At 70.4% G+C, this 25,273-nt stretch carries 23 protein-coding genes, 1 tRNA gene and 1 rRNA gene; 11 read left to right on the forward strand and 14 right to left on the reverse strand.

Annotated features, from left to right (window positions below):
- Positions 1-98 precede the first annotated feature (98 nt).
- The 3 genes from BM140_RS26660 to BM140_RS06630 all read left to right on the forward strand — a co-directional run bounded on the left by BM140_RS26660 (position 99) and on the right by BM140_RS06630 (position 5,130).
- Positions 99-3,320, forward strand: coding sequence for a caspase family protein (locus tag BM140_RS26660; protein WP_342030023.1), 3,222 nt, complete (start codon positions 99-101; stop codon positions 3,318-3,320).
- 181 nt (positions 3,321-3,501) lie between these two features.
- A complete protein-coding gene (locus tag BM140_RS06625; RefSeq protein WP_091943246.1) occupies positions 3,502-4,752 on the forward strand; it encodes a NupC/NupG family nucleoside CNT transporter in 1,251 nt (416 codons plus the stop codon).
- Positions 4,753-4,785: 33 nt separating this feature from the next.
- Positions 4,786-5,130, forward strand: coding sequence for a hypothetical protein (locus tag BM140_RS06630; protein WP_207549435.1), 345 nt, complete (start codon positions 4,786-4,788; stop codon positions 5,128-5,130).
- Between the two features lie 66 nt (positions 5,131-5,196).
- Here BM140_RS06630 and BM140_RS26075 read toward each other — a convergent pair whose 3' ends face one another.
- Positions 5,197-5,796 (reverse strand): energy transducer TonB family protein, encoded by a 600-nt coding sequence (locus tag BM140_RS26075; RefSeq protein ID WP_207549436.1) that lies wholly within the window; start codon positions 5,794-5,796, stop codon positions 5,197-5,199.
- 346 nt (positions 5,797-6,142) lie between these two features.
- Between BM140_RS26075 and BM140_RS06640 the strand changes: the two genes are divergently transcribed.
- Complete coding sequence (locus BM140_RS06640) at positions 6,143-7,048, forward strand: hypothetical protein (protein WP_244535326.1); 906 nt, start codon at positions 6,143-6,145, stop codon at positions 7,046-7,048.
- A 189-nt stretch (positions 7,049-7,237) separates the two neighbouring features.
- Here BM140_RS06640 and BM140_RS06645 read toward each other — a convergent pair whose 3' ends face one another.
- From BM140_RS06645 to BM140_RS06660, 4 genes are all read right to left on the reverse strand, one after another.
- Positions 7,238-7,486, reverse strand: coding sequence for a CopG family ribbon-helix-helix protein (locus tag BM140_RS06645; RefSeq protein WP_091943252.1), 249 nt, complete (start codon positions 7,484-7,486; stop codon positions 7,238-7,240).
- Between the two features lie 153 nt (positions 7,487-7,639).
- Positions 7,640-8,104, reverse strand: a complete 465-nt coding sequence (locus BM140_RS06650) for a hypothetical protein (RefSeq protein ID WP_131803749.1) — start codon at positions 8,102-8,104, stop codon at positions 7,640-7,642.
- A gap of 114 nt (positions 8,105-8,218) precedes the next feature.
- Positions 8,219-10,135 carry a propionyl-CoA synthetase gene (locus BM140_RS06655; protein ID WP_091943256.1) on the reverse strand — a complete coding sequence of 639 codons (1,917 nt, stop codon included), beginning with the start codon at positions 10,133-10,135 and terminating at the stop codon, positions 8,219-8,221.
- A gap of 183 nt (positions 10,136-10,318) precedes the next feature.
- Entirely contained in the window at positions 10,319-10,498 is a 180-nt protein-coding gene (locus BM140_RS06660; protein WP_091943258.1) for a YdcH family protein, read from the reverse strand.
- A 247-nt stretch (positions 10,499-10,745) separates the two neighbouring features.
- Between BM140_RS06660 and BM140_RS06665 the strand changes: the two genes are divergently transcribed.
- The gene (locus BM140_RS06665) at positions 10,746-10,967 is read left to right on the forward strand and encodes a YdcH family protein (protein ID WP_091943344.1); all 222 of its coding nucleotides are present in this window, start codon (positions 10,746-10,748) and stop codon (positions 10,965-10,967) included.
- Between the two features lie 78 nt (positions 10,968-11,045).
- On the opposite strand, the gene BM140_RS06670 is transcribed toward BM140_RS06665, so the two are convergent.
- A complete protein-coding gene (locus BM140_RS06670) occupies positions 11,046-11,222 on the reverse strand; it encodes a DUF3606 domain-containing protein (protein ID WP_091943260.1) in 177 nt (58 codons plus the stop codon).
- A 219-nt stretch (positions 11,223-11,441) separates the two neighbouring features.
- Here BM140_RS06670 and purE point away from each other — a divergent pair, with 219 nt between their 5' ends.
- Positions 11,442-11,939: a 5-(carboxyamino)imidazole ribonucleotide mutase gene (gene purE, locus BM140_RS06675; protein WP_091943263.1), complete on the forward strand. Its 498-nt coding sequence runs from the start codon at positions 11,442-11,444 to the stop codon at positions 11,937-11,939.
- A gap of 17 nt (positions 11,940-11,956) precedes the next feature.
- Entirely contained in the window at positions 11,957-13,078 is a 1,122-nt protein-coding gene (locus BM140_RS06680; RefSeq protein ID WP_091943265.1) for a 5-(carboxyamino)imidazole ribonucleotide synthase, read from the forward strand.
- Here the strand turns inward: BM140_RS06680 and BM140_RS06685 are convergent.
- Positions 13,044-13,436, reverse strand: coding sequence for a response regulator (locus BM140_RS06685; protein ID WP_091943267.1), 393 nt, complete (start codon positions 13,434-13,436; stop codon positions 13,044-13,046). The genes BM140_RS06680 and BM140_RS06685 overlap by 35 nt on opposite strands.
- A gap of 291 nt (positions 13,437-13,727) precedes the next feature.
- Between BM140_RS06685 and BM140_RS06690 the strand changes: the two genes are divergently transcribed.
- Together BM140_RS06690 and BM140_RS06695 are read left to right on the forward strand one after the other, a co-directional pair.
- On the forward strand, positions 13,728-14,597 hold the full coding sequence (locus tag BM140_RS06690) for a tetratricopeptide repeat protein (RefSeq protein ID WP_091943270.1): 870 nt from the start codon (positions 13,728-13,730) through the stop codon (positions 14,595-14,597).
- Between the two features lie 156 nt (positions 14,598-14,753).
- Complete coding sequence (locus tag BM140_RS06695) at positions 14,754-15,134, forward strand: response regulator (protein WP_091943272.1); 381 nt, start codon at positions 14,754-14,756, stop codon at positions 15,132-15,134.
- Between the two features lie 176 nt (positions 15,135-15,310).
- Here BM140_RS06695 and glpX read toward each other — a convergent pair whose 3' ends face one another.
- From glpX to BM140_RS06720, 5 genes are all read right to left on the reverse strand, one after another.
- On the reverse strand, positions 15,311-16,309 hold the full coding sequence (glpX, locus tag BM140_RS06700) for a class II fructose-bisphosphatase (RefSeq protein WP_091943274.1): 999 nt from the start codon (positions 16,307-16,309) through the stop codon (positions 15,311-15,313).
- 304 nt (positions 16,310-16,613) lie between these two features.
- Positions 16,614-17,933: a homoserine dehydrogenase gene (locus BM140_RS06705; RefSeq protein WP_091943276.1), complete on the reverse strand. Its 1,320-nt coding sequence runs from the start codon at positions 17,931-17,933 to the stop codon at positions 16,614-16,616.
- Between the two features lie 202 nt (positions 17,934-18,135).
- On the reverse strand, positions 18,136-20,112 hold the full coding sequence (locus tag BM140_RS06710) for a right-handed parallel beta-helix repeat-containing protein (protein ID WP_091943278.1): 1,977 nt from the start codon (positions 20,110-20,112) through the stop codon (positions 18,136-18,138).
- Entirely contained in the window at positions 20,109-21,236 is a 1,128-nt protein-coding gene (locus tag BM140_RS06715) for a glycosyltransferase family 4 protein (protein ID WP_091943346.1), read from the reverse strand. The genes BM140_RS06710 and BM140_RS06715 overlap by 4 nt, the downstream gene beginning before the upstream one ends.
- A gap of 13 nt (positions 21,237-21,249) precedes the next feature.
- Positions 21,250-22,047, reverse strand: a complete 798-nt coding sequence (locus tag BM140_RS06720; protein ID WP_091943280.1) for a polysaccharide deacetylase family protein — start codon at positions 22,045-22,047, stop codon at positions 21,250-21,252.
- A gap of 330 nt (positions 22,048-22,377) precedes the next feature.
- Between BM140_RS06720 and BM140_RS06725 the strand changes: the two genes are divergently transcribed.
- Positions 22,378-23,697 carry a lipopolysaccharide biosynthesis protein gene (locus tag BM140_RS06725; protein ID WP_244535320.1) on the forward strand — a complete coding sequence of 440 codons (1,320 nt, stop codon included), beginning with the start codon at positions 22,378-22,380 and terminating at the stop codon, positions 23,695-23,697.
- 350 nt (positions 23,698-24,047) lie between these two features.
- The gene (locus BM140_RS06730; protein ID WP_091943281.1) at positions 24,048-24,464 is read left to right on the forward strand and encodes a hypothetical protein; all 417 of its coding nucleotides are present in this window, start codon (positions 24,048-24,050) and stop codon (positions 24,462-24,464) included.
- 465 nt (positions 24,465-24,929) lie between these two features.
- Here BM140_RS06730 and BM140_RS06735 read toward each other — a convergent pair.
- Together BM140_RS06735 and rrf are read right to left on the reverse strand one after the other, a co-directional pair.
- A tRNA-Met gene (locus BM140_RS06735) sits at positions 24,930-25,006 on the reverse strand.
- A gap of 84 nt (positions 25,007-25,090) precedes the next feature.
- Positions 25,091-25,206 (reverse strand): 5S ribosomal RNA (gene rrf / locus BM140_RS06740).
- Positions 25,207-25,273: the final 67 nt, after the last annotated feature.

Genomic DNA, 25,273 nt, shown 5'->3' on the forward strand with positions numbered 1-25,273 from the left:
TTGCCGATTTTGGCGTTCAGGGGGCGTTCAAGCCGCACTGTCCCAATGATGCGGCAACGACCCGGCGGGTGTATGCCTGCCGGGCAGGAGATGCGTCCATGTCCTGGTCGTCCCGTATTCTCACCGCGTTGCTTTGTCTGGTGATCGGCCCGATGTCCGGCCTCTTGCCCGGCCTCTCGGCCTCGGCACAGGACGGACCGAAGACCCAGAAACGCATCGCCCTCGTCGTCGGCAACGCGGCCTACGAGGCCGGGGCGCTCGCCACGCCCGCCAACGATGCCGGCCTCGTGGCCCAGACCCTCCAGGCGGCGGGCTTCGACGTGGTCGGCGCCCGCGACCTCGACGAGGATTCCCTGCGCAAGGCGTTGCGCGACTTCACCGACAAGGCGGAGCAATCCGGTCCCGACACGGTCGCCTTCGTCTACCTCGCGGGCTACGGCCTGCAGCTCGCCGGCGAGAACTACTTCGTCCCGGTCGATGCCCGCATTCCGGCTGCCGCCGACGTGCCGTCCCGCGCGCTGCGCCTGTCGGACTACACCCGTCAGCTCGCCGCCCTGCCGCTCGCCGCCCGCTTCGTCGTGCTCGACGGCGCGCGCAACAATCCCTTCGCCCGTAACGGCGATCCGCTTGCCGGCGGCCTCGCCCTGACGGAGGCCGAGCCCGGCTCGCTCATCGCCTTCAACGCCAGCCCCGGCACGATCGGCCCCGACGAGAAGGGCTCCTACGGCGCCTACGCCACGGCGCTCGTCGAGATGATCCGCGAGGGCGGCCTCGCCCCGGCCCAGGTGTTCGACCGGGTGCGCCTGCGCGTGGACGAGACCACCAAGGGCGCCGAGGTGCCCTGGCATTCCTCGCGCATCGACGCGACCTTCACCTTCTTCGAGCGCGCCCCCGACGCCCCGCCGATCGGCCGCCCGGAAGAGGTCGCCTCCCTGCGGTCGCGCCCGCTCAAGGAGATCGGCGCCCGCGACGCCTACGCGGTCTGCCTCCAGCGCGACTCCCTCGACGGCTATCAGGAATTCGTCCAGGCCTATCCCCGCGACGACATGGCCAAGCGCGTGCGCGCCCTCATCGCCGCCCGCCGCGAGGCGGTGACGTGGCGGCGCACCTGGATGGCCGATAGCCGCGACGCCTACTGGTCCTATCTCGACCGCTACCCGCGCGGCCCCCATGCCTGGGACGCGCGGCGTCGCCTGCGCCAGCTCGCCGCCGCCCTCGAGCCGCCGCCGCGCTTCGCCGCGATCAGCTACGACGTGCCGCCGCCACCGCCGGAGGAGATCGTCTACGTCCAGCGCCCGGCGCTCTACCTCGACGATCCGGTCTATGCGCTCGCGCCGCCCCCGCCGCCGCCGGTGGTCTTCCTGCCGCCGCCGCCGGCCTACATCGTCGACCTCGCGCCGCCGCCGCCGCCGGTCGCCTATTACGCCCTGCCGGTGCCGGCCTTCGTGCCCGTGCCGACCTATGTCAGCGCCCCGGACTACATCGTCCCGCCGCCCAACAACGTGATCTACCAGAACATCCACAACGTGACGGTGATCAACACCATCAACGAGCGCAACGTCGAGATCTCGCGCAATCCGAGCGCGATCTCGCCCGGTCTCGCCGCCGGCGCGGGTGCCGTGGCCGGCGCGGCGCTGGGCGCGGCCGCCGCCCGCGTCGCGCTGCCCCCGGCGGTGGCGCAGAAGGCGGCCCTGCGCAATCCGCCGACCAACCCGGTGCCCGGTGCGAACGCCCCGGCCGGTATGCCCGGCGCGTTCAACAACCCGCAGGCCGGAAATCCGCAAGGGAGCCGTCCCGGCATGATGCCCGGCGCCGCCCCCGGCCAGCCGGCGGGGCAGCCGGCGCTCGGCGCCAACGGCCAGCCTCTGCCGGGTCAGCCCGGTCGCCCCGGCGCCGGCCCGTCGAACCCGGCCGCGCAGGGTCAGCCGAACGCACCCCTCGGCGTGGCCGGACGCGGCCAGCCGGGACAGGCGCTGCCGGGCGCCAACGGCCAGCCGCTGCCGCAGCAGCCGGGCCGTCCGGGCACGGCGCAAACCAACCCGGTTCCCGGCCAGCCCGGCGCTCCCGCCAACGGCCAGCCGGCGCCGCAGCAGGCCGGGCGTCCGCTTCCCGGCGCCAACGGGCAGCCGCTCCCGCCCCAGCAGGCGGGCCGCCCGGGAATCGACGCCAAGGATCGCCTCGACGCGAAGGACAAGCCGGACCCGCAGCAGGCCGCCCGTCCGGGCGTGCCCGCAGCCAACCCGGCCGCTCCGGATGCCAAAGGACTCGACGCCAAAGGACTCGACGTAAAGGGCAAGCCCGATCCGCAGCAGGCCGGCCACGCGTTGCCGGGTGCGAACGGCCAGCCTCTCCCGCCCCAACAGGCGGGCCGTCCGGAACCCAACGCCAAGGACCGCCCTGACGCCAAGGACCGGCCGGAGGCGCAGCAGGCCGCGCGGCCCGGTCAGCCGCTGCCGGCCCGTCCGGACGCCGCCGGACGTCCGCAGCCGGGCCAGCCCTTTTCCGGGGCGAACGCGCCGCAACCGCCTCAGCAGGCGGGTCGTCCGGGCCCCGCAGGCCGTCCGCAGGGCGCGCTTCCGCCGGGCGTCGGCACGCCCGACAGACCCGCGGCTCAGCAGGCCGGCCGGCCCGGTGCGCCCCTCGGCCTGATGCCGTCCAATCCCGCCCAGCCGCGGCCGGACGCGGCGGCTCAGCGCCAGCAGCAGATCCAGGCCCAGCAGGCACAAGCCGCGCAGCAGCGTCAGCAACAGATGCAGGCGCAGCAGGCGGCCCGGCAGCAGCAGGCGGATCAGGCCAGGCAGGCGGCGCAGCACCGTCAGCAGATGCAGGCGCAGCAGGCCGACCAAGCGCGGCAGGCTCAGGCCGCACAGCAGCGTCAGCAGCAGATGCAAGCGCAGCAGGCAGCCCGCCAGCAGCAGGCGGAGCAGGCTCGTGCCGTCGCGGCGCAACGTCAGCAAATGCAGGCGCAGCAGGCGGCCGCCCAGCGCCAGCAGCAGATGCAGGCCCAGCAGGCGGCCCAGCGCCAGCAGCAGATGCAAGCGCAGCAAGCGGCCCAGCGCCAGCAGCAGATGCAAGCGCAGCAAGCGGCCCAGCGCCAGCAGCAGATGCAAGCGCAGCAAGCGGCGCGTCAGCAGCAGATGATGCAGCAACAGCAGATGGCGCGTCAGCAGCAGATGCAGGCCCAGCAGGCGCAGCAGCAGGCCGCCCGCCAGCAGCAGATGATGATGCAGCGCCAGCAGATGCCCCGGCCCGGCCCGCCCCCCGGTGGCGGCGGTCATGGCGGTGGCCACGGCTGCCCGCCGGGCGTCCCCTGCCGATAGGTTCGCCGCGACGCAGGAGGTCGAGCCGGGCAGGCACTTCAAGACAGGACACCGAAAGCCGTGCCCGGTTCGACCGGGCACGGCTTCGTCATTTCGGGCCGCGCATCCGCCCTTGCGACCTTGGCCCGGATCGCGCATGCGCCCGCCAACGGCTCGGCTCAGGTGCGGCACCCCTTCCAACATGCTCGACAGGTTGCTTCACGCCGGCGCGAGCGTCGCGCTTCTCCTTGCGGTGGCGTTCGCCTTTTCACTGAACCGGCGCGCGGTGCGGCCGCGGGTGGTGGGGGCGGCGCTGGCGCTTCAGGTCGGGATCGGGGCGCTGATCCTGTTCGTGCCGGCCGGGCGCACCGCCCTCGGATGGATCGCCGGGCTCGTCACCAAGGTGCTGTCCTTCGGCGATGTCGGCACCGCCTTCCTGTTCGGCGGGCTCGTCGAGCCGCGGATGTTCGAGCTGTTCGGCGGCTCAGGGTTCATCCTGGCCTTCCGCGTGCTGCCGCAGATCCTCTACGTCTCGGCGCTGATCGGCGTGCTCTACCATCTCGGGGCGATGCAGGCGCTCGCCCGCCTCCTCGGCGCGGGCTTGCGGCGGGTGCTCGGCACGTCGCCGATCGAGTCGTTCTCGGCGGTCATCACCATCTTCATCGGCCAGAGCGAGATCGCGGTGGCGCTCCGCCCCTTCCTCGCGATGCTCACGGGCGCCGAACTCTTCGCCGTGATGACGAGCGGGGCCGCCTCCACCGCCGGCTCGATCCTGGCGGGCTATGCCGCCCTCGGCGTGCCGATGGACTTTCTGCTCGCCGCCTCCTTCATGGCGATCCCCGGCGGGCTGCTCTACGCCAAGATCCTGTTTCCCTCCGACGAGCCGACCCGGGTGCTGACGACCCGCGTCGAGTTCGGCGAGGCGCGGGCAGCCAACCTGATCGAGGCCGCCGCCGACGGCACGCAGAAGGGACTCGGCGTCGCGGTGGCGGTCGGCGCGATGCTGATCGCGTTCGTCGGGCTGATCGCGCTTCTCAACGCCGGGGTCGGCTGGGCCGGTGGGCTCGCGGGCTTCCCCGGCACCTCGATCGAGGGAATCCTCGGCTGGGTCCTGGCGCCGCTGGCATGGCTGCTCGGGGCGCCGTGGGAGCAGGCACGGCTCGTCGGCGGCGCCATCGGCCAGAAGATCGCGTTCAACGAGTTTCTGGCCTACGCCACGCTCTCGCCGACCCTGAAGGCCGGCACGCTCGATCCACGCACCGCCGCCATCGTCTGCTTCGCACTCTGCGGCTTCGCCAACCTCACCTCGGTGGCGATCCAGCTCGCGAGTTTCACCAGCCTCGTGCCCGAGCGCCGCGCCGAGATCGCCCGGCTCGGCCTGCGGGCGATCCTGGCCGGGACGCTCGCCAACCTCACGAGCGCGGCCATTGCCGGCCTGTTCATCGCCGCCTGAGGATTTTTTCCCGCGCCTCACCATATGGTGAGCATGAACAGCGCGAGCGACGAACACAGGCCGGTGACGGCGCGGGACTGGGACGAGCGGGTCGACCGCGCCTGCCTGAAGCTGCCGGAGCGCGGCCAGCGGATGGTCGCGTGGCTGCGCGAGCCCGCACGCTTCCCCGTGCGAGTGGTCGCCGCGATCCTGCTGATCCTCGGCGGCCTTTTCTCGATCCTGCCCGTCCTCGGACTGTGGATGCTGCCGCTCGGCCTCGCCCTGCTGGCGCAGGACGTGCCCGCCCTCAAGGTGCCGATGGAGAAATCCGCCCGCTGGATCGAGCGGCAATGGCGGCGCTGGCGCCCGAAGAAGGACGAAGCGGGGCGCCGGCCCTGATCGTTCCCAAGGCCCGGCACGAATGGCGGAGTTCGGCTTTCGAGACGGCCGATGCGTCAGAGCGTTCTATCGTCCTTCGGGGGCGAGGCCGAACGCCAGTGGCTGCGTGAGGGAGAGCGCCGTCGGCTGGCCCGGAGGCAGGGGCGGCAGCCTCAGGCCGACCGGCACGATCCGCAACCCGAGTTCGTCGATGGCGCGGTCGCCCGAAGAGCGCGCGATGTCCGATCGCGTCACGACCCCGTCCCGGCCGATGGTGAAGCGGATATGGAGCATGCCGCCGGTCAGCATTTGGTGGGGCAGGTTGCGGACCCGTTGCAGCAGAGCCTGCGTGACCGCGGCCCGGTAGGTCCTCAGAGCGTCGGACATCGCAGCCTCCCGCGAGGAGAGGCGGACCGGCACCGTCACGGTCAATTCCGCGATTGGCGCCCGTGGCGGCAAGGGCGGTAGCTTCAATCCCACCGGGACGATGCCGAGAGCGAGGCGGTCGGTGAACTCGGAGCCCGATGTGGCCGCGACCTCCGACCGGATCACGTGACCATCCCGATCTACGGTGAAGCGCAGGTCGACGATTCCGCCGGGCGACGAATGCCGGAGAGAGGCGATCCTGGCTTTGAGAATCCTCGAGAGCTGCTGGCGGTAGCCCGGAACGCCCGCGACGTCGGTCACGTCCCGAGCCGTCGCTGCCGGCACGCCTGCGAGGCATACGACCAAGCCCGAGAGCACCAGGCCTAACACCTCGCTCAACCGACGCATTGTTTCCGCACGCTCCGCTTGCAATGGCCAAGCTTTAGGAGCCGGAGGGACAAAGCTCAACGGCCGATCGCACTCGACGATGCACGCTGGTCAGCGCGCCCGTGTCGCCACCTCGCCGGCTTGACAGGTCCTGCGCCGCGGACGACCCATCGCAACCGCGCCCCCCGTGCGGGAGCGTGCTGTTCGGAGCCGATCGGTGACACCGTTGCGTCTGTCCCTCCGCCGCCTCGCGGCCGCCGTCCTGCTCTCGGGTGCGGCGATGACCGTCCCCGCGTCAGCGCAGGAGGCGGTGTTCCCGCCGAGTTCCCGCTTCGGCTTCGCGGCGCCCGCGGACATGACGATCTCGAAGCGCTTCACCGGCTTCGAGCGCAAGGGCGGCGGCGTCGTCGTCTCGGTGGTCGAGTTGCCCGGCCCGGCCTACACCGAGATGGAGCAGACCTTCACCGACGAGACCCTGAAGGCGCAGGGGATGGTCGTGCGCTCGCGGGAGTCGGTGACGCTCGCCGACGGGATGCAGGGCGTGCTGTTCACCGGCGAGGCCACCGCTTCGGAGGTTCCGGGCGTGTCCGCGGTCAACAAATGGCTGCTCATCGTCGGCGGCAGCGACGTGACCGGCCTCGTCATCGCCCAGGCCGCGGCCGGGGCCGAGAGCGACGAGACCATCCGGGCGATGCTCACCAGCGTGAAGCTGCGTCCGGCGCTCGGCCTCGACGAGCAGGTCGCGGCGCTCCCCTTCCGCATCGGTGACCCTGCGGGCTTCCGGCCGGTGCGGGCGCTCGCCGGCAACTCGGTGCTGATGACGCTGGGGCCGCGCGACCAGATCTCGGCCATGGAGCAGCCGATCCTCGTGATCGCCCACGCGGTCCAGAACCCGACGCCGCAGGAACAGCGCGACGGGCTGGCCCGCCAGGCGCTCTTCGCCAACCAGACCCTGAAGGACTTCCAGATCGAGCGCTCGCAGAGCTACCGCCAGAACGGCGTCGACTGGCACGAGATCGTCGCCCGCGCCGTGGACGTGCCGACGAACACGCCCGTCGTCGTGGCCCAGACCATCCGTTTCAACCCGGACGGCTACATCCGCGCCGTCGGCGTCACCCGCGCCGACCAGCGCGCGGATGTGCTGCCGCTGTTCCGGCAGGTGGTGGATAGCTTGCAGGTGAAGTGAGGGGACGGGGAGGACCTACTTTCGATGTAATTTTGCGAATTTTCCAACCGTCACCCTCACCCTCATCCGAAGGTGCGGAGCTAAGCGCAGCCTCGAAGGAGGGCTCCAGGGATCGCGCGTCTACTGGAGCCCTCCTTCGAGGCCGCTTCGCGGCACCTCAGAATGAGGGAATTGGATGGGATAGGCCTGTCAAACAGGCTCTCGGCTTGGACGATACTTGTTCAAAACCCGTTCTACGTCGGCGGGCGTGGCGAAGCGGCCGGCATCGGCGTCCTTGATCCCGGCCCGGACCTTCTCGACGAACCGCTCCTGCCATTCGAGGGAGTGGCCGTGTTCGAGCGCGTCGGCGATCACCTCGCCGGCCGAGCGGCCCGCACGCGCGGCGACGGCATCGACGCGGGCTTGCAGGTCGGGGGCGAGCTTCAGGTCGTGAGCCATGCCGCATCCTGCCGGAACTTCCGGCGCTCGAACACCGTGTGGCAGGCAGTCGTCACCCTCCGATGTCCCGCTTCTTCGAGTTCACCCCGATCTCCTCCAGCATCGCCGTCACGTCGATGGACCGCGGCATGGAGCGACCTCTACTGTGGCTCGCTACGACGTAACCGAGGTCGGCCGCTCGGAGTTTGGAAGCCTATTGATAAGCTTGAGCAACAAAAACCAGCCGGCAATGAGCATGACTTCGGTGAAGCTCTCCCTGAAAATGCCTTTATACGCCTCCGTGGTCAACGCACCCTTGTAGACGAGCAGAACATTGTCAGAGGTGTAGGACTCCGCGTTGGCGAACAGGGTCATCAAGAGCGCGATCTTTGCGAACACGACGGCTACATAGCAACTGAGAATAAAAAGCAGCATGCTTGAATTCGACACATAAATTTGCGATTTCTTACCACTCTTAAATGCGGCAATGAGCATCGCCGGCATGCCCACTAGGATGGGCACCAAAATGGTCGGCTGCAAGATCAAAGATAGCAGAATGCGTCGCGGTGTATATGCACCAGACAACAAGATCAGAGAGACGGCATTAAGAGCTGGCAGCAGAATGTGAGCCATATTCATCGACGCCCAATCGTGATGGCACCACTCACGCCGCCCGATAAGGCAAGTGGCGCAAGAGAATTGGAGGCAACTGGGGCGCCGGAACAAGGCGCCGTCACATACCTTACGGCACCCTCACCCCCCGATTCCCCGCTCCTTCAGGCTCACGCCGATCTCCTCCAGCACCGCCGGGTCCTCGATGGTCGGCGGCATCGCAAAGTCTTCGCCGTCGGCGATGCGCTTCATCGTGGCGCGCAGGATCTTTCCGGATCGCGTCTTGGGCAGGCGTCCGACGGTGAGCGCGAGGCGGAAGGCCGCCACGGGACCGATCTCGTCGCGCACCTTGGCGACGAGTTCGCGCTCCAGCACCTCGGGCGCCTTGTCGACGCCGGACTTGAGGACGACGAAGCCGCAGGGCGCCTCGCCCTTCAGCGCGTCGCGGATGCCGATCACGGCGCATTCGGCCACGTCCGGATGCGAGGCCAGCACCGCCTCCATGCCGCCGGTGGAGAGGCGGTGGCCGGCGACGTTGATGATGTCGTCGGTGCGGCCCAGCACCGTGACGTAGCCGTCGGCATCGACCACGCCGGCATCCGAGGTGTCGTAGTAACCCGGATAAGTCGTGAGGTAGCTCTGGCGAAAGCGCTCGTCGGCGTTCCACAGGGTCGGCAGGCAGCTCGGCGGCAGGGGCAGCTTGAGGGCGATGGTGCCCATGGTGCCCGTCGGCACCGGTTTGCCGGCCTCGTCGAGGACATGGAGGTCGTAGCCCGGCATCGGTTTGGCCGTGGAACCGTGCTTGACCGGAAGCCGCTCGACGCCGAGCGGATTGCCGGCGATCGCCCAGCCGGTCTCGGTCTGCCACCAATGGTCGATCACCGGTTTGCCGAGCGCCCGCTCGGCCCAGGCGACGGAATCCGGGTCGGCCCGCTCGCCCGCGAGGAACAGGGCGCGCAGGCGCGACAGGTCGTAATGGCTAAGCTTTTCGGCGCGCGGGTCTTCCTTCTTGATCGCGCGGAGCGCGGTCGGCGCGGTGAACAGCGTCGAGACGCCGTGCTCGGCCGCGACCCGCCAGAACGCGCCGGCATCGGGCGTACCGACCGGCTTGCCCTCGTAGAGCACGGTGGTGCAGCCGTGCAGCAGCGGGCCGTAGACGATGTAGGAATGGCCCACGACCCAGCCGATGTCGGAGGCGCAGAAATACACCTCGCCGGGCGCCACGTCGTAGAGGTTGGTCATCGACCACGTCAGCGCAACGCAGTAGCCGCCGGAATCGCGCACCACGCCCTTCGGCCGCCCGGTCGTGCCCGAGGTGTAGAGGATGTAGAGCGGGTCGGTCGCCGCCACCGGCACCGGATCGGCCCGCCGCCCGTCACGTTTCGCCTGCGCCACGCTGTCCGCCCAGTCGCGGTCGCGGCCCTGCGTCATGTCGGCGACCGCCTGCGGTCGTTGCAGGATCAGGCAGGAATCGGGCTTGTGGGCCGAGCGGGCAATGGCCGCGTCGAGCAGCGGCTTGTAGGCGACGACGCGGCTCGGCTCGATGCCGCAGGAGGCGGCCAGGATGACTTTCGGCGCGGCGTCCTCGATGCGGGCGGCGAGTTCGTTGGCGGCGAAGCCCCCGAACACCACCGAGTGGATGGCGCCGAGCCGGGCGCAGGCCAGCATCCCGAAAAGCGCCTCGGGCACCATCGGCATGTAGATCACCACGCGGTCGCCGTGGCCGACGCCGAGGTCGGCGAGAAGACCCGCGAGAACCGATACCTCGTCCTTCAGCTGCCCGTAGGTGACGACCCGCTTCGTGCCGGTGACGGGCGAGTCGTGGATGATCGCCGGCTGGTCGGCGCGGCCCCCCTCGGCGTGGCGGTCGACGGCGTTGCGGCAGACGTTGAGCCGGGCATCCGGAAACCAGCGGCCATAGGCGCCCTGGGCTTCGTCGAAGGCGCGGGCCGGCGCCGTATCCCAGTCGATGGTTTTGGCCGCGTCGAGCCAGAAGCCCTCGCGGTCGGTCAGCGACGCGGCATGGAGGTCGGCGTAGCGGCGCGGGGCGTCGGTCATGGCAGTCTCGGGGGCTTCCTCGAAGGCCCGGTTCGCTCCGGGCTCGTCGGTCGCGATGATAGCGCGGTTTTCGCCGACGCACCCCGAAAACGAAGACCGCCGCGCTGGTGGCCCAGGCGGCGGCGTACGCGGTGAACAAAGAAAAAGGCCCGGCGGCAGGGGCCGCGGGCCTCGGGAGGGCGCCTAGTGCAGCGTCTCGCCGGACTGGAGGCGCTGGATTTCGTCCTTGAGCTGCAGTTTCTTACGCTTGAGTTCGGCGATGCGCTGGTCGTCGGTGGAAGGCGACTGGATCGCGTCGTGAAGCTCGCGCTCGAGGGCGTCGTGCTTGGCGGCGAGCTGGCTCAAATGCGTCTGCAAGGACATGAGGGAAAGCTCCTCTATCGTTTCCGACGGCAACAGACTGGCATGGATTCGCGGCCCTGTCGAAGCCATTCGGCGGCAAAATGGACGGCAGGACAACAAGCTCATTTCAAATTTCGGGACCTTCGCAAAAGGCCCTTCTCCCCCGTCATCCCCGGCCGAATCCGCCGAGCTTCGCCCCGCCGCCTTGCCCCGGCGGGAGGCTTGGCGCATGGTCCGACCGGTCGGTGCCGATGGCGTGTTTCGAGCGATGATGGCGGACGAGGTTGCCAACGATCTGAGCCCCGATCCGGCGGGCGAGCTCAGCCGGTTGCGCGAGGAGCACCGGGATCTGGACGAGGCCATCGAGGCGCTCAAGCTCAGCATGGCGGGCGACCAGCTGCAGATCCAGCGGCTGAAGAAGCGCAAGCTGATCCTGCGCGACCGCATCAACATGCTCGAAGACCAGATGACGCCCGACATCATCGCGTGACGCCGGGCGCCTTGGCGCATCTCGGCTGGAGCTTCGTCCCTGCGAGGCGCGGGCCGACGCGCTCGGCCCGAAATCAAATCACTTCGCCAGATAGGCCGTGACGCTGGATACGCGGGTGCCGACCATGCGGACGGCCTTGCGCAGGCGCTCGTCCGACACCTGAAGCAGGTCGGCCCAGTGGCGGCGGCTGGCGGTGTCGTGGATGTCGATATGGGACGGGGTGCGGGCGCGCGTGGTCGGGTCCTGAACGGACATCGGAAGGCTCGCTGATGGGAGGGAGGCCCGGCAAGGGCCGTTGCGCACTCAACGCGGATCATCGGCCTCGGCTCCGGGAAAAGGCGCCCTTCCCCCACTTTTTCCGCCGGTTCGCGCCCGATCCTCCAGCCGCGCTTGCGACCTCACGCGCGCGCCTGTTATGCGACCCGCTTCACGGGCGGGCAGCCCGTCTCTCGTGCGCAGCGGATCAGGACGACGATGGCGGGATCTCCCCCGGTCGCGATCATCATGGGGAGCCAGTCGGACTGGGCGACCATGCGACATGCCGCCGAGACGCTCGAGGCGCTCCAGGTCGCCCACGAGGCCCGCATCGTCTCGGCCCACCGCACCCCGGACCGGCTCGTCGCCTTCGCCAAGGGCGCGCGGGAGGCGGGCTTCAAGGTGGTGATCGCTGGCGCGGGCGGCGCGGCCCACCTGCCCGGCATGACGGCGGCGATGACGCCGCTGCCGGTCTTCGGCGTCCCGGTGGAATCGAAGGCGCTCTCGGGGCAGGACAGCCTGCTCTCGATCGTGCAGATGCCCGCCGGCATCCCGGTCGGCACCCTCGCCATCGGCCGGGCCGGCGCGGTCAACGCCGCGCTGCTCGCCGCCGCGGTGCTGGCCCTGACCGATCCCGATCTCGCCGCCCGGCTCGACGCGTGGCGCACCCGCCAGACCGAAGCCGTCACCGAGCGGCCCGACACCTCTCAATCCTGACCGACGTACCCGATCCGATGACCACCTCCACGCCCTCGCGGCAGATCCGGCCCGGCGCTACCCTCGGGATCGTCGGCGGCGGCCAGCTCGGCCGCATGATCGCGCTCGCCGCCGCGAATTACGGCCTCAAGGTCCACGTCTACGCCCCCGACGCCGACAGCCCGGCCTTCGACGTCGCCGCCGCCCACACGGTCGCATCCTACGACGACGCGGCGGCGCTCGCGGCCTTCGCCGATGCCTGCGACGTGGTCACCTACGAGTTCGAGAACATCCCGCACGCGACCGCGGCGATCCTGGCCGAGCACGCCACCGTGCGCCCGAGCGCGCACGCCCTGCTGACCACGCAGGACCGGCTGGTCGAGAAGGACTTCGTGAACGGGCTCGGCATCCCGACGGCCCCCTACCGCGCCGTCGATACGGCCGAAGATCTCGAAGCCGCGCTCGACGCGCTGGGTCGCCCGGCAATCCTCAAAACCCGGCGGTTCGGCTACGACGGCAAGGGCCAGCGCACGATCCGCGCGGGCGACGACGCGGCGGCGATCCTGGCGGATTTCTGCGGTGCGCCCTGCATCCTCGAAGGCTTCGTGCCGTTCCGGCGCGAGGTCTCCGTGGTCGCCGCCCGCGGGCCGGACGGGGCATTCGCCGCCTACGAACCCTGCGAGAACGAGCACCGCGACCACATCCTGGCCTTCACCCGCGTGCCCGCCCCCGGCCTCGACCCGGCGACCGCCGCGGCGGCCGAAACGATCGCCCGCGCCATCGCCGAGGCGCTCGACTATGTCGGCGTGCTCGCGGTCGAGCTGTTCGAGATCGAGGGCGCGGCCGGCGCCGCCCGCCTCGTCGTCAACGAGATCGCCCCACGGGTCCACAATTCCGGGCACTGGACCACGGAAGGCGCGCTGACCTCGCAATTCACGCAAGCCGTGCGCGCCGTCTGCGGCTGGCCCCTCGGCGACACCGCGCGCACCGGTGGCATGAACGTCGAGATGGAGAACCTGATCGGCGACGCCGCGGAGCGGTGGCCCGCGCTGCTCGCCGAGGGGAGCGCGCATCTCCACCTCTACGGCAAGGCCGAGGCCCGGCCCGGCCGCAAGATGGGCCACGTCACCCGGCTGATCCCGCCGGGGACGACCCCTTGAGCCCGGCGACCAGCCGGACGAGATCGGGGCCGCCGAACGGCTTTTGCAGCAGCGGCACGCCGGCGAAGCGCTCAGGCACGACGCCGGCATCGTAGGCGGTGGCGAACAGGTAGGGCACGCCGCGGGCGTCGAGGGCGTCGGCGAGGCGGTACGCCGTTTCCCCGCGCAGGCCGATATCGACCACCGCGGCGTCGAGCGGCTGGCTCAAGCCGGTCGCCATCACCTCGGGCAAGTCCCCGAACGGCCCGATCACGGTCCCTCCGGCCCGCTCGATGATCCGCCGCGTATCCTGCGCGGTGAAATAATCGTCCTCGACGATCAGGATGCGGAGCCCGGACAGTGGATTGCGCGAAACCATCACCCTCTCCCGCCGCGCCCGATGCCCCGCCCGAGACCAAGGCCCCACCGTAGATCCTGTCGCGGATCGGCAACAGCAGACGAAAGTCTAAGGCCCGCCGCCCGCCCCGAGGGCGGTCGCGGGGCCGGAGCCACACCTTCGCCACATCGCGCCGCTTGAGCAGCGGGACGGGGCGCCGTTTCCGCGGACCTTAAGCGCCCGTTCACCCTGTTGCGGCAGCGTGTGCGCGACGAGGGCACCCAGGTCCGCCGGGGCCGGCATCCGCGGACGCGACGCGGGGGAGTAACGAAGATGATCGGGATGACGCTGCAGGGACCGAAGGCGCGGCTGGTCGGCGCCGTCGCACTGACGGCCGCGGCGCTCGCCGGCTGCGAAACCTACGGCAGCGCGACCTCCGCGCCGCGCCAGTTCGCGGTGGTGGAGACCGACACGACCGGCGCCACCAACGTCAACATCGCCTCGCTCTCGGACGTGATCGCCCGCAACCCGTCCGATGCCGGCGCCTACAACACCCGCGGCGCGGCCTATGCCCGCTCGGGCCAGTTCGGCGACGCGATCAGCGACTTCTCGAAGTCGATCCAGCTCGATCCGAACTCGGCCTCGGCCTACAACAACCGCGCGCTTGCCTATCGCCAGACCGGCCGCGCCGATGCCGCGATGCAGGACTTCTCGAAGGCCATCGCCAACGATCCGAACTTTTCCGCCGCCTATATCGGCCGGGCGAACCTGGAGCGTGCGCAGGGCGACCTCGACGGCGCGCTCAACGATCTCAACGTCGCGATCCGCCTCGCTCCGGAATCGGCAGAGGCCTATCACGCCCGCGGTTTGGTCCGGCAGAAGCAGGGCAACAACCCGGACGCGATCGGCGACTTCGCCGCCGCCATCGACCGCAATCCCTTCGTCGCCGCGCCCTACGCCGCCCGCGGCCAGAGCCTGATCGCCATGAACCAGTACGAAAAGGCGATCGAGGACTTCAACGCCGCCCTCAACGTCAATTCGAAGGACTCGGCATCCTGGGCCTATCGCGGGCTGGCCTACGAGAAGACGAACCGTCGCAAGGAAGCCACCGAGAGCTACCAGCAGGCGGCCCGCCTCGATCCGGGCAACGCCATGGCCAAGCAGGGCATCGGCCGGACCCAGGGCGGCGGCGGCCTGTTCTGAGGCATCGACCCTCTCCGAACGCCGACGCGTCTCGTTCGGGCCGGCGCTCGAACGGCTGTTCACGAACTCGTTACCGGCTGTAGAGTTTCTCCCTCGATCGGTCCGATCCCAACGCCTCGCGCGGCGGGCCCGGCAGCGATTTCAGGGAGGCGAACGATGACCCGATCCCGATTGATGGAAGGGCGTACCGTGCTCGTCGTCGAGGACGAGTACTTCATTGCCGAAGACATGCGCCGGACATTCGAGCAAAGCGGCGCTCGGGTGATCGGCCCCGTGGGCAGTGTCGAGGACGCGTTGGCGCTCCTCTCCGGCGCGCCGGAGCGGATCGACGGCGCGGTGCTCGACATCAACCTGCGCCAAACGATGGTCTTTCCGGTCGCCGACCTGCTTCGGCAGCGCGGCGTGCCCTTCGTCTTCGCCAGCGGCTACGAGCGCACCGCGATCCCCGAGCGCCTGCGCGACACGATCCATTGCGAGAAGCCGGTCGAAGCCGCCCGCTTGGCCGACGCGCTGTTCGGCGAGGCCGTGGGCTGCTGAAACAGCCGATCCCTCAGCGCATCGTGCTGGATGCGATCTCCCGCACGATGCCCTCGATGCCACTGCCGCATCGGTTTCTTCCGAAAGCCGGCGCCCACCTTTCGAGCCGATGCTTGATATCCTTGTGCCGCATCAGCTTCTTCCGAAAGCCGGTACCCACCTTTCGGGCCGATGCTTCAGCCGCGCGGCGATGCCTCGGGCCGGCGGTGCTCGCTGGCGATGCGGCGGACGGTGCCGGTGTTGGAGCGGTAGACCACCGTCTCGGTCTCGATCCGGCCGGGACGGAAGCGCACGCCCGAGAGCAGCGCCCCCGTGGTGACGCCGGTCGCCGCGACGATCACGTCGCCGCGGGCCATATCGTGCATGTCGTATTTCCGGGCCGGATCGGTGATGCCCATCTTGGCTGCCCGCGCCCGCTTGTCGGCGGAATCGAGGATCAGCCGGCCCTGCATCTGGCCGCCGATGCAGCGCAGCGCCGAGGCCGCGATCACGCCCTCGGGCGCCGCACCGGTGCCCATATAGATGTCGACGCCGGTCTCGTCGGGCTTGGTGCAGTGGATGATCGCGGCGATGTCGCCGTCCGAGATCAGGCGGATGCCGGCCCCCGTCTCGCGCACGGCGGCGATCAGGTCCATGTGGCGCGGCCGGTCGAGGATGATCGCGGTGAGGCCGGAGGGATCGACGCCCTTGGCCCGAGCCAGCGAGGCAATGTTCTGCGACGGGCTCCAGTCGAGATCGACCGTCCCGGGCGGGTAGCCGGGGCCGATGGCGATCTTCTGCATGTAGACGTCCGGGGCCGCCAGCAGCGTGCCGCGCTCGGCGAGCGCCATGACGGCGATGGCGCCGGGCATGTCCTTGGCGCAGAGCGTCGTGCCCTCCAGCGGATCGACGGCGATGTCGACCGCCGGCCCCGAGCCGCTGCCGACCCGCTCGCCGATGAACAGCATCGGCGCCTCGTCGCGTTCGCCCTCGCCGATCACGACGGTGCCTTCGACCGCGAGCGCCATCAGTTCGCCCCGCATGGCATCGACGGCGGCCTGATCGGCCTCCTTCTCGCGGCCCTGGCCGCGCAGCCGCGCGGCGGCGATGGCCGCGGATTCGGTGACGCGCACGAGTTCGAGGGTCAGACCTCGCGCGGTGGGGTCGCTGAAGATTCCGGTATCGGCCACCGACATCGCCCTTGAGTCCCTCGTCCCGGAACGCCCGACTTTCCGTCGGTGCCCGAAGAATCGTCCCGGATCTCGGAGCCGAGACGATTCTTCAGATTCTTGTGTCGCATCGGCTTCTTCCGAAAGCCGGTCCCCACCTTTCGGGCCGATGCTTGAGATCCTTGTGCCGCATCGGCTTCTTCCGAAAGCCGGTCCCGACTTTCGGGCCGATGCTCTAACACGTGCCATGCACGAGAGTTCATGCCGCAGGCAAGACGCGCCGAAAAGCCCGGCACGATGATGCCAGAGCCGTCGGCGGGCGGTGTCCCCGCTATTCGCGCTCGATGCGGATGAGCTGGGGCGCCTCCGCCAGGAGGCCGTCGCGGCCGATGGCAGCGAGCGCCTCGCGCACGTTCCCTTCGGTCGCCGCGTAGGTGATCAGCACCAGCGGCACCGGCTGGCCCGAGCGGCCCTTCGGATCGCTCGACGCCGCCTTGGCCGAGCGGCGCTGGACGATGCTCTCGATCGAGATGCCGGCTTCGGCCATGCGGGTGGCGACACCGGCCGCGACGCCGGTGCGGTCGTGGACGGTCAGGCGGATGTAGTAGCCGCCCTCGTGGCGCTGCATCTCGACCCGGCGCGGGGCGGAGAGCGCGGCGACCGGGCGGCCGAAGGTCGGGCGCCGCACGCCCGCGGCGACGTCGGCGATGTCGGCGACGACGGCGGAGGCCGTGGCCTTGCCGCCTGCGCCGGGGCCGATCAGGGTGAGTTCGCCGACGGCATCCGCATCGACCGTGACCGCGTTGGTCACGCCCATCACCTGGGCGATGGCGGACGCCTTCGCCACCATGGTCGGGTGGACGCGCTGCTCGATGCCGGCCTCCGTCGCCTGGGCGACGCCCAGCAGCTTGATGCGGTAGCCGAGCTCGTCCGCCATCGCGAGATCGAGCGGCTGGATCGCCGAGATGCCCTCGACCGAGACGCCGTCGGCGTCGATCTCGACCCCGAAGGCGAGGCTCGTCAGGATCGCCAGCTTGTGGGCGGTATCGAAGCCCTCGACGTCGAAGGTCGGGTCGGCCTCGGCATAGCCGAGCGCCTGCGCGTCCTTGAGGCAGGCCTCGAAGGTGAGCCCCTCGGCCTCCATCCGGCTGAGGATGTAGTTGCAGGTGCCGTTGAGGATTCCGTAGACGCGGCTCACCGCGTTGCCGGCCAGCCCCTCGCGGATCGCCTTGATGACCGGAATGCCGCCGGCCACCGACGCCTCGTAGGCGAGCGCGACGCCCTTCTCCTCGGCGGCCTTGGCGAGCGCCGCGCCGTGGCGGGCGAGCAGCGCCTTGTTGGCGGTGACGACGTGTTTGCCCGATGCGATGGCGGCCTCGACCGCCGCCTTGGCCGGCCCTTCCGCCCCGCCGACGAGTTCCACGAACACGTCGATGGCGTCGGATTGGGCCAGCGCCACCGGGTCGTCGAACCACGCGAAGCCCGACAGGTCGAGGCCGCGGTCGCGGGACTTGTCGCGGGCCGAGACGGCGGTGACCGCGACCGTGCGGCCGGAGGCGGACAGCGCCTCGGCGCGGCGCGCCACCATCCCCACCACGGCGGCGCCGACGGTGCCGAGACCGGCGATGCCGAGGCGAAGGGGCTGGGTCATGGGCGTGCCGTCTCGATGAATTCGGGTCTGCGGCCCGGGCGGCGGTGGCGGCTCTCAAGGACCTCCGCGCGGGAGGCCGGCGGGAGGCACGACGGCGCGTCCGGAACGGCGCGCACTTCTGCAACGATTTCGGCAGGGGCGCAAGGAAACCGGGGCCGTCGGAACAGGTCCGCAGTCCCGGCGGCGGGGCGGCGAACACGCCTCAGCGGCGTGGGCTCGGCGCCGTCGGCAGCGTCGCGCGGAGCATCCGCGTCGTGTCGAGGTGAATGCGTCCGGCCGGGACCGGCGGGGCAGCGAAGGCGGACGGATCGGAGGCGGCGGGCAGCGGCTGCCGCCGCAGGGCCTCGACGTTGCCCATGACGACCTGATCGCCGGGACGGGCGGGCGGCTCGTAGCGGAACGGCTCGCTCCACCAGAACACGTTGTCGGTGAGGCGGTTGTCGCGCGCCGAGCCGGGCTCGCGGGCGAGGATCACGGCGAGCGGCGGATAGCGGCGGCGCCACAGGGCCGATCCCGTCGGCATCGCGGCGAGCCCCGCGCGGATCTGCGATTCCGGGTCGGCGACGGAGGGGGCGGCCCAGTTCAGGCCGCGGGCATCGACATGGATCGCCGGACTCGAATCGGCGAAGACGTTGCGGGACAAGACGTTGTCGCGCCCGCCGCCGATGAAGGCCGGCTGATCGACCCGCACGAACAGGTTGCCCTCGACGGTGAAGCCGCTGGCCATGTCGTCGAGATAGACGCCCTTCACCTCCAGCCCCGGCCGGGTGCGGATGTCGTGCAGGAAGTTGCCGCGGATCACCGAGCCCCGCGCGGTCCAGTCGCGGCCCGCATAGATCGCGCCGGCATCGGTGGCCCCGTCGAGGAGGCGTGTGATCTCGTTGTCGGCCACGAGATGATCGTTGCCGCGCAGATAGACCGCGTGATCGATCGCATCGTGGAAGTAGTTGCCGACGGCCCGGTTGCCGACGCCGTCGAGTTCGAGCGCCGGGCTCTGCGTCCGCGACAGGCGGGCATAGCGGGTCAGTCTCGAGTCACGGAGGAAGAGGCCGCCGGGGGTCAGGCTCGGCCGGTCGCCGGCGACGAGACGCACCGCGCCGAAGCCGGTGTCGGCGATGGCGCAGGCCTCCAGGCCGCCGCCCTTCACATCCTCGAACACCGCCGCGCGCAGGCCCGACCACGCCAGAGCGCTGTTGCGGACGACGACGTCGCCCCCGCCGCGAACGGTGAGCAGGTCGCCGCGGGTCCGCTCCAGCCGCAGCGACTCGATGCGGACATGCGAGGCCTTCTCCAGGCTGATCAGCGTGTCGGCGACCGACACCTCGACCGCGCCGGCTCCGTCGCGGGGCCAGACCAGCAGGAGGTTGCGCTTGGCGTCCCGCCACCACTCGCCGGGCGCGTCGAGCTCCGCGAGGGCGTGGACGATGCGGGCCCGGGCGATGGCGCGGATGCCCTCGTAGGGCCTCACACCGAGGCGCACGAGGGCCGAGCCGGGTTCCGGCACCGCGACGGGGATCGTCTCGAACAGCCAGCCCCAGCTCCAGTAGCCCTCGGCCCAGAGATCGGCCTCGCCGCGCCATGCCTCGGGCTTGGTGCCTTCGAGCCGAATCGTCGTCCCCGTCGCGTCCGGCCCGGCGGTGACGCGGGCGAAGCCGTCGTTGGGCCAGCGGGCCGGATGGAGCGCGCCCTGCGCATCGAACACCTCGAAGGTGAGCGGCGGGGGCGGCGGCCCGAGCAGGCGCGGCGGGCGAATGTGCGGGCGCGCGGACATCTCGTTGGGCAGCCGGAATGCCTTCACCCGGCCCCGTGCCTTCGCCGGCAGGCGGGCCGCGAGATCGTCGGGCAGCGCCACCGCCTCCACCGGAACACTGCCGACCACGCGGGTCGTGCCGTCCGCAGCGCCTCGGATCACCAGCGGCGCCCCTTGCGTGCCGCCATGCTCGGCCCCGATGCGGGCGTAGCGGCCGAGCCGGTGGAGCCCGGACGCCAGCTCGACCGTGATCGGCCGTTCGGGATCGCGGGCGCGCAGGGCCGCGACCTCGTCGAGGGCTTGATGCAGATCCATCGGCGGCCGCACGCGGATCACGCGCTCGGGGCCCGCGGCACAGGCCGGCAGCGGGAGCAGGCCGAGGCCGATCAGCAGCGCGAGGCAGGATCCCGTCGGGCGAGAAACCGTCACGTCCCGGCCGCCAGGACCGGTCGCAAGCCGTCGAGATAGCCCTGCACCGCCGCCTCCGGCGTGTAGGCCGCCAGCGCGCGGGACGCGGCCTCCCGCAGTGCCGCGCGGCGGGAGGCGTCGTCGAGCAGGGTCAGCGTCGCGTCGATCCAGGCCTGGGTGTCGAGGTCACGCACCGCGCCGCAGCCCTGGGCGGCGACGAGGTCCCGGGCGATGCCGGAATGGGGCGAGGCCAGAACCGGCGTCCCGCTCTGGAGCGCCTCGTGGACGACGATGCCCCAGACATCGCCCCGGCTCGGGAACAGGAACAGCCGGGCGGAGGCGTAGACCGCGGGCAGCGCGGCTTGAGTCAGGTAACCATCGAACCGCGCCGCGATTCCGGCTTCGGCAAAGCGCGCCTCCATCTCGGCCCGCAACGGCCCGTCGCCCGCGACCCGCACGGAGAGCCTCCGGCCCCGCGCGGCACAGCCGAGGACGACCTCGGTGAAGAAGCGCGCGCCCTTCACCTCCTCGTTGAGAATGCCGCAGAACAGGACATCGTAGGGCCGCTCGGAATCCGGCGGCGGCGGCCCGGCGGGCGACCAGGCCGGAAACAGCGGGCTGGTGGCGAAGCGCTCGGGCGTGATTCCATAGAGCGCCAGCAGCCGGGCGCTGCCCGCGCTCGGGCCGATGCCGCCGCGGGCGCCGGAGACGATCGCCCGCCGCAGCCAGCGATGCGGCACCGAACGCTGCCCCGGATCGGTCTCCGGCACGCCGTCGGTGCGGATCAGGTAGGGGATGCGCCGCAGACGCGCGTAGCCAGCGGCCATCAGCATCGTCGGCGAGAAATCGTTGAGGACGATCACCGCCGGATCGAGAGCGGCCAGACGCGGCACGACCGCGGGATTGACGTAGAGGTTGCGCACCGCGTCCCGGTGCCAGCGCAGGCCCGGCAGCACGGCGTGGCGGAACAGAAGCGGCGCCTCGACCACCCATTGCCGGGCGGTCTCCCGCGGGGTGCAGGACAGGACGTGAAGCGGCCGGTCGAGCCGCTCGGCCAGCCGCTCGTAGAGAACGTGGGTGTAGGGCGCGAGCGCGCCCGTCACCACAACGACCGGGCGCCGCGCATGGGCAGTCGCCGCGGACATCGCCGGCATGCGCTCAGGCCGTCCCATCGCTGCGCCTCTTCAGCTTCGATCCACCGAGCAACGCCTCGAATTCGAAGGCCGACCAATGCGGCTCGACCACGTGGCGCGGCATCAGAAAGACGTCGTCGGCGCTGCACGTGTGGCCGCGCCGGGTGGTGAAGAAGGTGCGGAAGCCCGCCGCCCTGGCAAGGGCCGGATCGCGGGCCGGATCGAAATCGTGCCCCGCCACGCCCCAGGGACAGGCGAAATGATCGATCGGACGGCCGGCGAGCGCCGAAAGGTCGCGGCGCGAGCGGGCGAACTCGGCGGCGATCTCGTCCGCGGACAGGCCGCTCAACCGGAGATGGCGCGCCCCGTGCGACCCGATCTGCAAGCCCGCCGCCAGCCACCTCGCTACGTCGGCACGGTCCATGTAGCGGCGCTCTCCCGGTGCCTGGGGCGGCGCATCGAGCCATTCGCTGACGAGGAACACGATGGCCGGCAGGCCGAGCGCCGTGAGCACCGGCATCGCCACGTCGTGGGTGTCCGCATAGCCGTCGTCGAAGGAGATCAGGAAGGCGCGTTCCCGCGCGGGCCAACCCGCGGCCAGTCGGTCACAGGCCGTGTCGGCATCGATGAAATCGCCGTGGCGCCCGAGCAGGCGCAGCTGGTCGGCGAAACGCTCCTGCAGCGCCAGCGGGATCTGATGATAGCATAAGGTATAGAGGCCCGGCTCCGCGCAGGCGAGCGAGCGTAGCAGCGCGCCGCTGCGCAGGGCCAATTCCCGCAAGCCCGGCGTGTCGCGCAATGTGGTCTTGACCCAGTGATACATGCTCACCTCGCCCTACCATCTCCCCTACATTGTTTCGGTTCATTTCTGCAGATGCCAGTGTACGACTTTGACGCTCAGTGGTTAATTGACCAAGAAACATCAGCCTCCGATGGTTTCGGCGTGGATTACTGCATCCGCTGGCCCGTGGCTTGCGCCGGAACGGCCACGTGTGATCCTCCTGTCCCCCGCAGGGACAGGTCAAGAGAAGCGGTGTTCATGACGGGCCATCTGACGATCCCGACGCCGGGGCCCGCCCCCGGATGGCACAGACCGGCCCGTCCGCGGACGGCTCGCCGTCCCCCGGCCTCGCTGTAGAGCGGAACGCATCCGATGCACGACACCGCCTCCCCCCCGCTCGGCGAGCGCCTGCGCCTGCGCCTGCGCGCGCAGAAATTCGTCCGCCGCCCGCCCGCGGCCCTGATCTCGCTCGCCGACCAGGGTGTCGTCAGCGGCTTCGGCTTCGTCAGCGGCATCGCCGCCGCACGCCTGCTCGGCATCGTCGAGTTCGGGCATTTCGCGATGATCCTCATCGTGATCTCGTTCGCGCAGGGGCTGCACAACGCCCTCATCACCGCGCCGATGATGACGCTCGCGGGCGCCCGCGGCTCGATCTCGCGGATCTACGGCGCCAACATCCTGATCGCCGCGTTCCTGCTCTCGGTGCCCGGGGCGGTGTTCGTGATCTTCGCCTTGAGCTTGAGCGGCCAGATGTCGCCCGCGGCGCTCACCGCCGCCTGCGCCCTGATGCTGGCCCAGAACATCCAGTTCACCTTGCGCCGCCTGCTCTTCGCCCGCGGCAAGGGCCTGCGCGCGCTGGGCATGGACCTCGCCCGCGCGGCGAGCTTCCCCCTCGCGGCCGGCTTGATCTGGCTCCAGCACGGGGCGGTCGGGGTCAACGGCTTCGTCGGGATGCTGGCGCTCACGTCGCTGGTGACCAGCCTGCCGTTCATGCTCTGGGTGGGGCGCCCGCTGCTGCGGGATTCGGCCTCGGTCCAGCTCGGGGCGCTGAGCCGGCGCCACACGCCGATCGCCCGCTGGCTCCTGCCGATCGTGTTCGTCACCTTCGCCCAGGAACAGCTGGTGTGGATGGTCGCGGGCTCGACCCTCGGCCTCGACGCCCTCGGCGGCTTGCGGGCGGCGCAGTACCTCGTCGGCACCGTGCTGATCCTGCTCAGCGCCACCGAGAACGTCCTGCCGGTGCGCGCCGCCCGCGCCCATACGGAAGGCGGCGAGGAAGCCCTGCGGCGCTACCTCGTGAGCGCTGGAATCCGCCTCGGCGCACCGATCGTCGCGATCCTGGCCGTGCTCGCCGGCCCGGCCGAGTTGTGGCTGACCCTGATCTTCGGCGCGGAATTCGCCGCGTACGCCGGTTGCCTGCGCATTCTCTCGGTCGGGGTGCTGGTGATTCTCGTGCGCGACCTCGCGGCGCATTACTTCCGCGCCAAGCAGAACACCCGCGTGATCTTCGAATCCCTCGGGGTCAGCATGGTGGTCTCGCTCGCCGTGGTGGTGCCGCTGATGAAGCACGCCGGCGTGACCGGCGCGGCGGCGGCCGTCACCGCAGGCCACATCGCCTCGCTGATCTATCTCGCGGCGGCGATGCGCTGGCAGTCACGGCCCGTGATGGCGTGGCTCGCCCGCGCCCGATGAGGGCGGAGGCGTCCGGAGCGGCTTGCGGCTCCGGCGCTCTCCCGGCTCGGACGATCAGGGCCGGGGCCCGGCCATTCTCCTGAGCAAGCGGCGGCCCCAGGACTCCCAAGGGGGCGACAACCCCATCCAGCGCCGGGCTCGTCCGGCGGCAATCACCCGCGCCCGCCCGGACGTCGAACCGAAAGGAGAGGCCGGCGCGATGCCGGGCTGAACGGTGCGGCAGGTAGAAATCCCGTTCGGTCCCTTTTATCCTCCAGCACCGGCCCGAGAACTGGAAGCCGGCTTTCTAAACAAGACCCTGGAACGCCACGCCCTCACGGCCGGAGGCGGAACTGCAGTCGGGAGGCTCCGTGAAGCAAGCCGTGAACGACGAACATCTGTCGCTCGACCTTGTATCCGTGGAGGATGTGAACAGTGCCCTCCGCGTGTTCCGCAGATTGCCGCTGGAACTGCTTGGCTTTCTGGTCCTGTTGCCGCTCATCCTCATTGGCCTGTCCCGGCTCGGCACCGCGCTCGCGCCCCCCTATGGCCTTTATGTTCTCGGCTGGAGCCTCGTGACTTGGGGCCTGCTTCTGATGCTCGCTCTGCTGTTCGGACTGCTCTGGTGGCGGGGACGACAGATCGGGCATCTTCTGAGCGCCCCGCACATCGTCGATTCGCCCGTGATGAACCTGCTTTTGGTTCCCGGTGTCCTGGCACAGCGAGCACAGGCCCTGGGCATGGAGTGGAGCGGGTTCTATGGACCGCTCCGCCCGGGCCGGAAGTAAGCGCGCATCTCACAAGTCCTGGGAATTGCGAAGTCGGACGGGATCCGAATCGGCCGTAGATCGGTGTCGAAACCGCCGAGATGCGCGTTCGGCCGGACGCTTCGCCATGCGGATCCACGCGGAGCGCTGCCGGTCGAGCGCGCTGACGGGGCGTTAAGCCGATCGGTGGGCTACAATCCCCGAACCCGGAGAATCCTCGCCCCCCTCCCCTGCTTCGGGATCGGATCGGCTCGGTCCGTGCGATCCCCTTCGGCGGGGCGTAGCCCCAGCCGATCGCTCATGCTGATTGCGCGCCGGAGGGCTCTTTGTCGGGGAGCTCGCGCTCTTCCCTGCCCCGCTTTCGGTTTGAGGCGCGCTCGTGGAGGCGCGCCTGTCGGGTGGTGTTGGGTTTGGGAACGACAGAAAGCCCCGTGCGGTGGCACGGGGCTCGGTGTGATAGGTTTGTTGTGTGTGGTGTGTTGTGTTTGGTTGCGGGGGCTGGATTTGAACCAGCGACCTTCAGGTTATGAGCCTGACGAGCTACCGGGCTGCTCCACCCCGCGCCGAGATGTGGGACCGTGTGGGTCGGTCGGATCGGCTGGTGTCGAGGGAATGGGGTGAGGTCAGTGAGATCTTGTGCTGGGCAGGCCTGGCGGCGACCGACTCTCCCGTGTCTTGAGACACAGTACCATGGGCGCTGGTGCGTTTGACGGCCGAGTTCGAGATGGGATCGGGTCCTGGGCACACCGCTCAGGCCACCAGGCCGGCGCAGCACAAGGTTTTGTCACTGGGGTGTTCGGCAAGCGTTGGTCTTTGTCGTGCTGTTTGTG

This window comes from Methylorubrum salsuginis, assembly GCF_900114375.1.
Classification (GTDB): Bacteria; Pseudomonadota; Alphaproteobacteria; order Rhizobiales; family Beijerinckiaceae; genus Methylobacterium; species Methylobacterium salsuginis.

Excerpts from the sequence above, each read along its gene's own strand:
- BM140_RS26660 (WP_342030023.1), top strand. The coding sequence starts at position 99 with ATGTCCTGGTCGTCCCGTATTCTCACCGCGTTGCTTTGTCTGGTGATC.
- BM140_RS06625 (WP_091943246.1), top strand. The coding sequence starts at position 3,502 with ATGCTCGACAGGTTGCTTCACGCCGGCGCGAGCGTCGCGCTTCTCCTT.
- BM140_RS06630 (WP_207549435.1), top strand. The coding sequence starts at position 4,786 with ATGAACAGCGCGAGCGACGAACACAGGCCGGTGACGGCGCGGGACTGG.
- BM140_RS06640 (WP_244535326.1), top strand. The coding sequence starts at position 6,143 with ATGACCGTCCCCGCGTCAGCGCAGGAGGCGGTGTTCCCGCCGAGTTCC.
- BM140_RS06645 (WP_091943252.1), bottom strand. The coding sequence starts at position 7,486 with ATGGCTCACGACCTGAAGCTCGCCCCCGACCTGCAAGCCCGCGTCGAT.
- BM140_RS06650 (WP_131803749.1), bottom strand. The coding sequence starts at position 8,104 with ATGAATATGGCTCACATTCTGCTGCCAGCTCTTAATGCCGTCTCTCTG.
- BM140_RS06655 (WP_091943256.1), bottom strand. The coding sequence starts at position 10,135 with ATGACCGACGCCCCGCGCCGCTACGCCGACCTCCATGCCGCGTCGCTG.
- BM140_RS06660 (WP_091943258.1), bottom strand. The coding sequence starts at position 10,498 with ATGTCCTTGCAGACGCATTTGAGCCAGCTCGCCGCCAAGCACGACGCC.
- BM140_RS06665 (WP_091943344.1), top strand. The coding sequence starts at position 10,746 with ATGATGGCGGACGAGGTTGCCAACGATCTGAGCCCCGATCCGGCGGGC.
- BM140_RS06670 (WP_091943260.1), bottom strand. The coding sequence starts at position 11,222 with ATGTCCGTTCAGGACCCGACCACGCGCGCCCGCACCCCGTCCCATATC.
- purE (WP_091943263.1), top strand. The coding sequence starts at position 11,442 with ATGGCGGGATCTCCCCCGGTCGCGATCATCATGGGGAGCCAGTCGGAC.
- BM140_RS06680 (WP_091943265.1), top strand. The coding sequence starts at position 11,957 with ATGACCACCTCCACGCCCTCGCGGCAGATCCGGCCCGGCGCTACCCTC.
- BM140_RS06685 (WP_091943267.1), bottom strand. The coding sequence starts at position 13,436 with ATGGTTTCGCGCAATCCACTGTCCGGGCTCCGCATCCTGATCGTCGAG.
- BM140_RS06690 (WP_091943270.1), top strand. The coding sequence starts at position 13,728 with ATGATCGGGATGACGCTGCAGGGACCGAAGGCGCGGCTGGTCGGCGCC.
- BM140_RS06695 (WP_091943272.1), top strand. The coding sequence starts at position 14,754 with ATGACCCGATCCCGATTGATGGAAGGGCGTACCGTGCTCGTCGTCGAG.
- glpX (WP_091943274.1), bottom strand. The coding sequence starts at position 16,309 with ATGTCGGTGGCCGATACCGGAATCTTCAGCGACCCCACCGCGCGAGGT.
- BM140_RS06705 (WP_091943276.1), bottom strand. The coding sequence starts at position 17,933 with ATGACCCAGCCCCTTCGCCTCGGCATCGCCGGTCTCGGCACCGTCGGC.
- BM140_RS06715 (WP_091943346.1), bottom strand. The coding sequence starts at position 21,236 with ATGTCCGCGGCGACTGCCCATGCGCGGCGCCCGGTCGTTGTGGTGACG.
- BM140_RS06720 (WP_091943280.1), bottom strand. The coding sequence starts at position 22,047 with ATGTATCACTGGGTCAAGACCACATTGCGCGACACGCCGGGCTTGCGG.
- BM140_RS06725 (WP_244535320.1), top strand. The coding sequence starts at position 22,378 with ATGCACGACACCGCCTCCCCCCCGCTCGGCGAGCGCCTGCGCCTGCGC.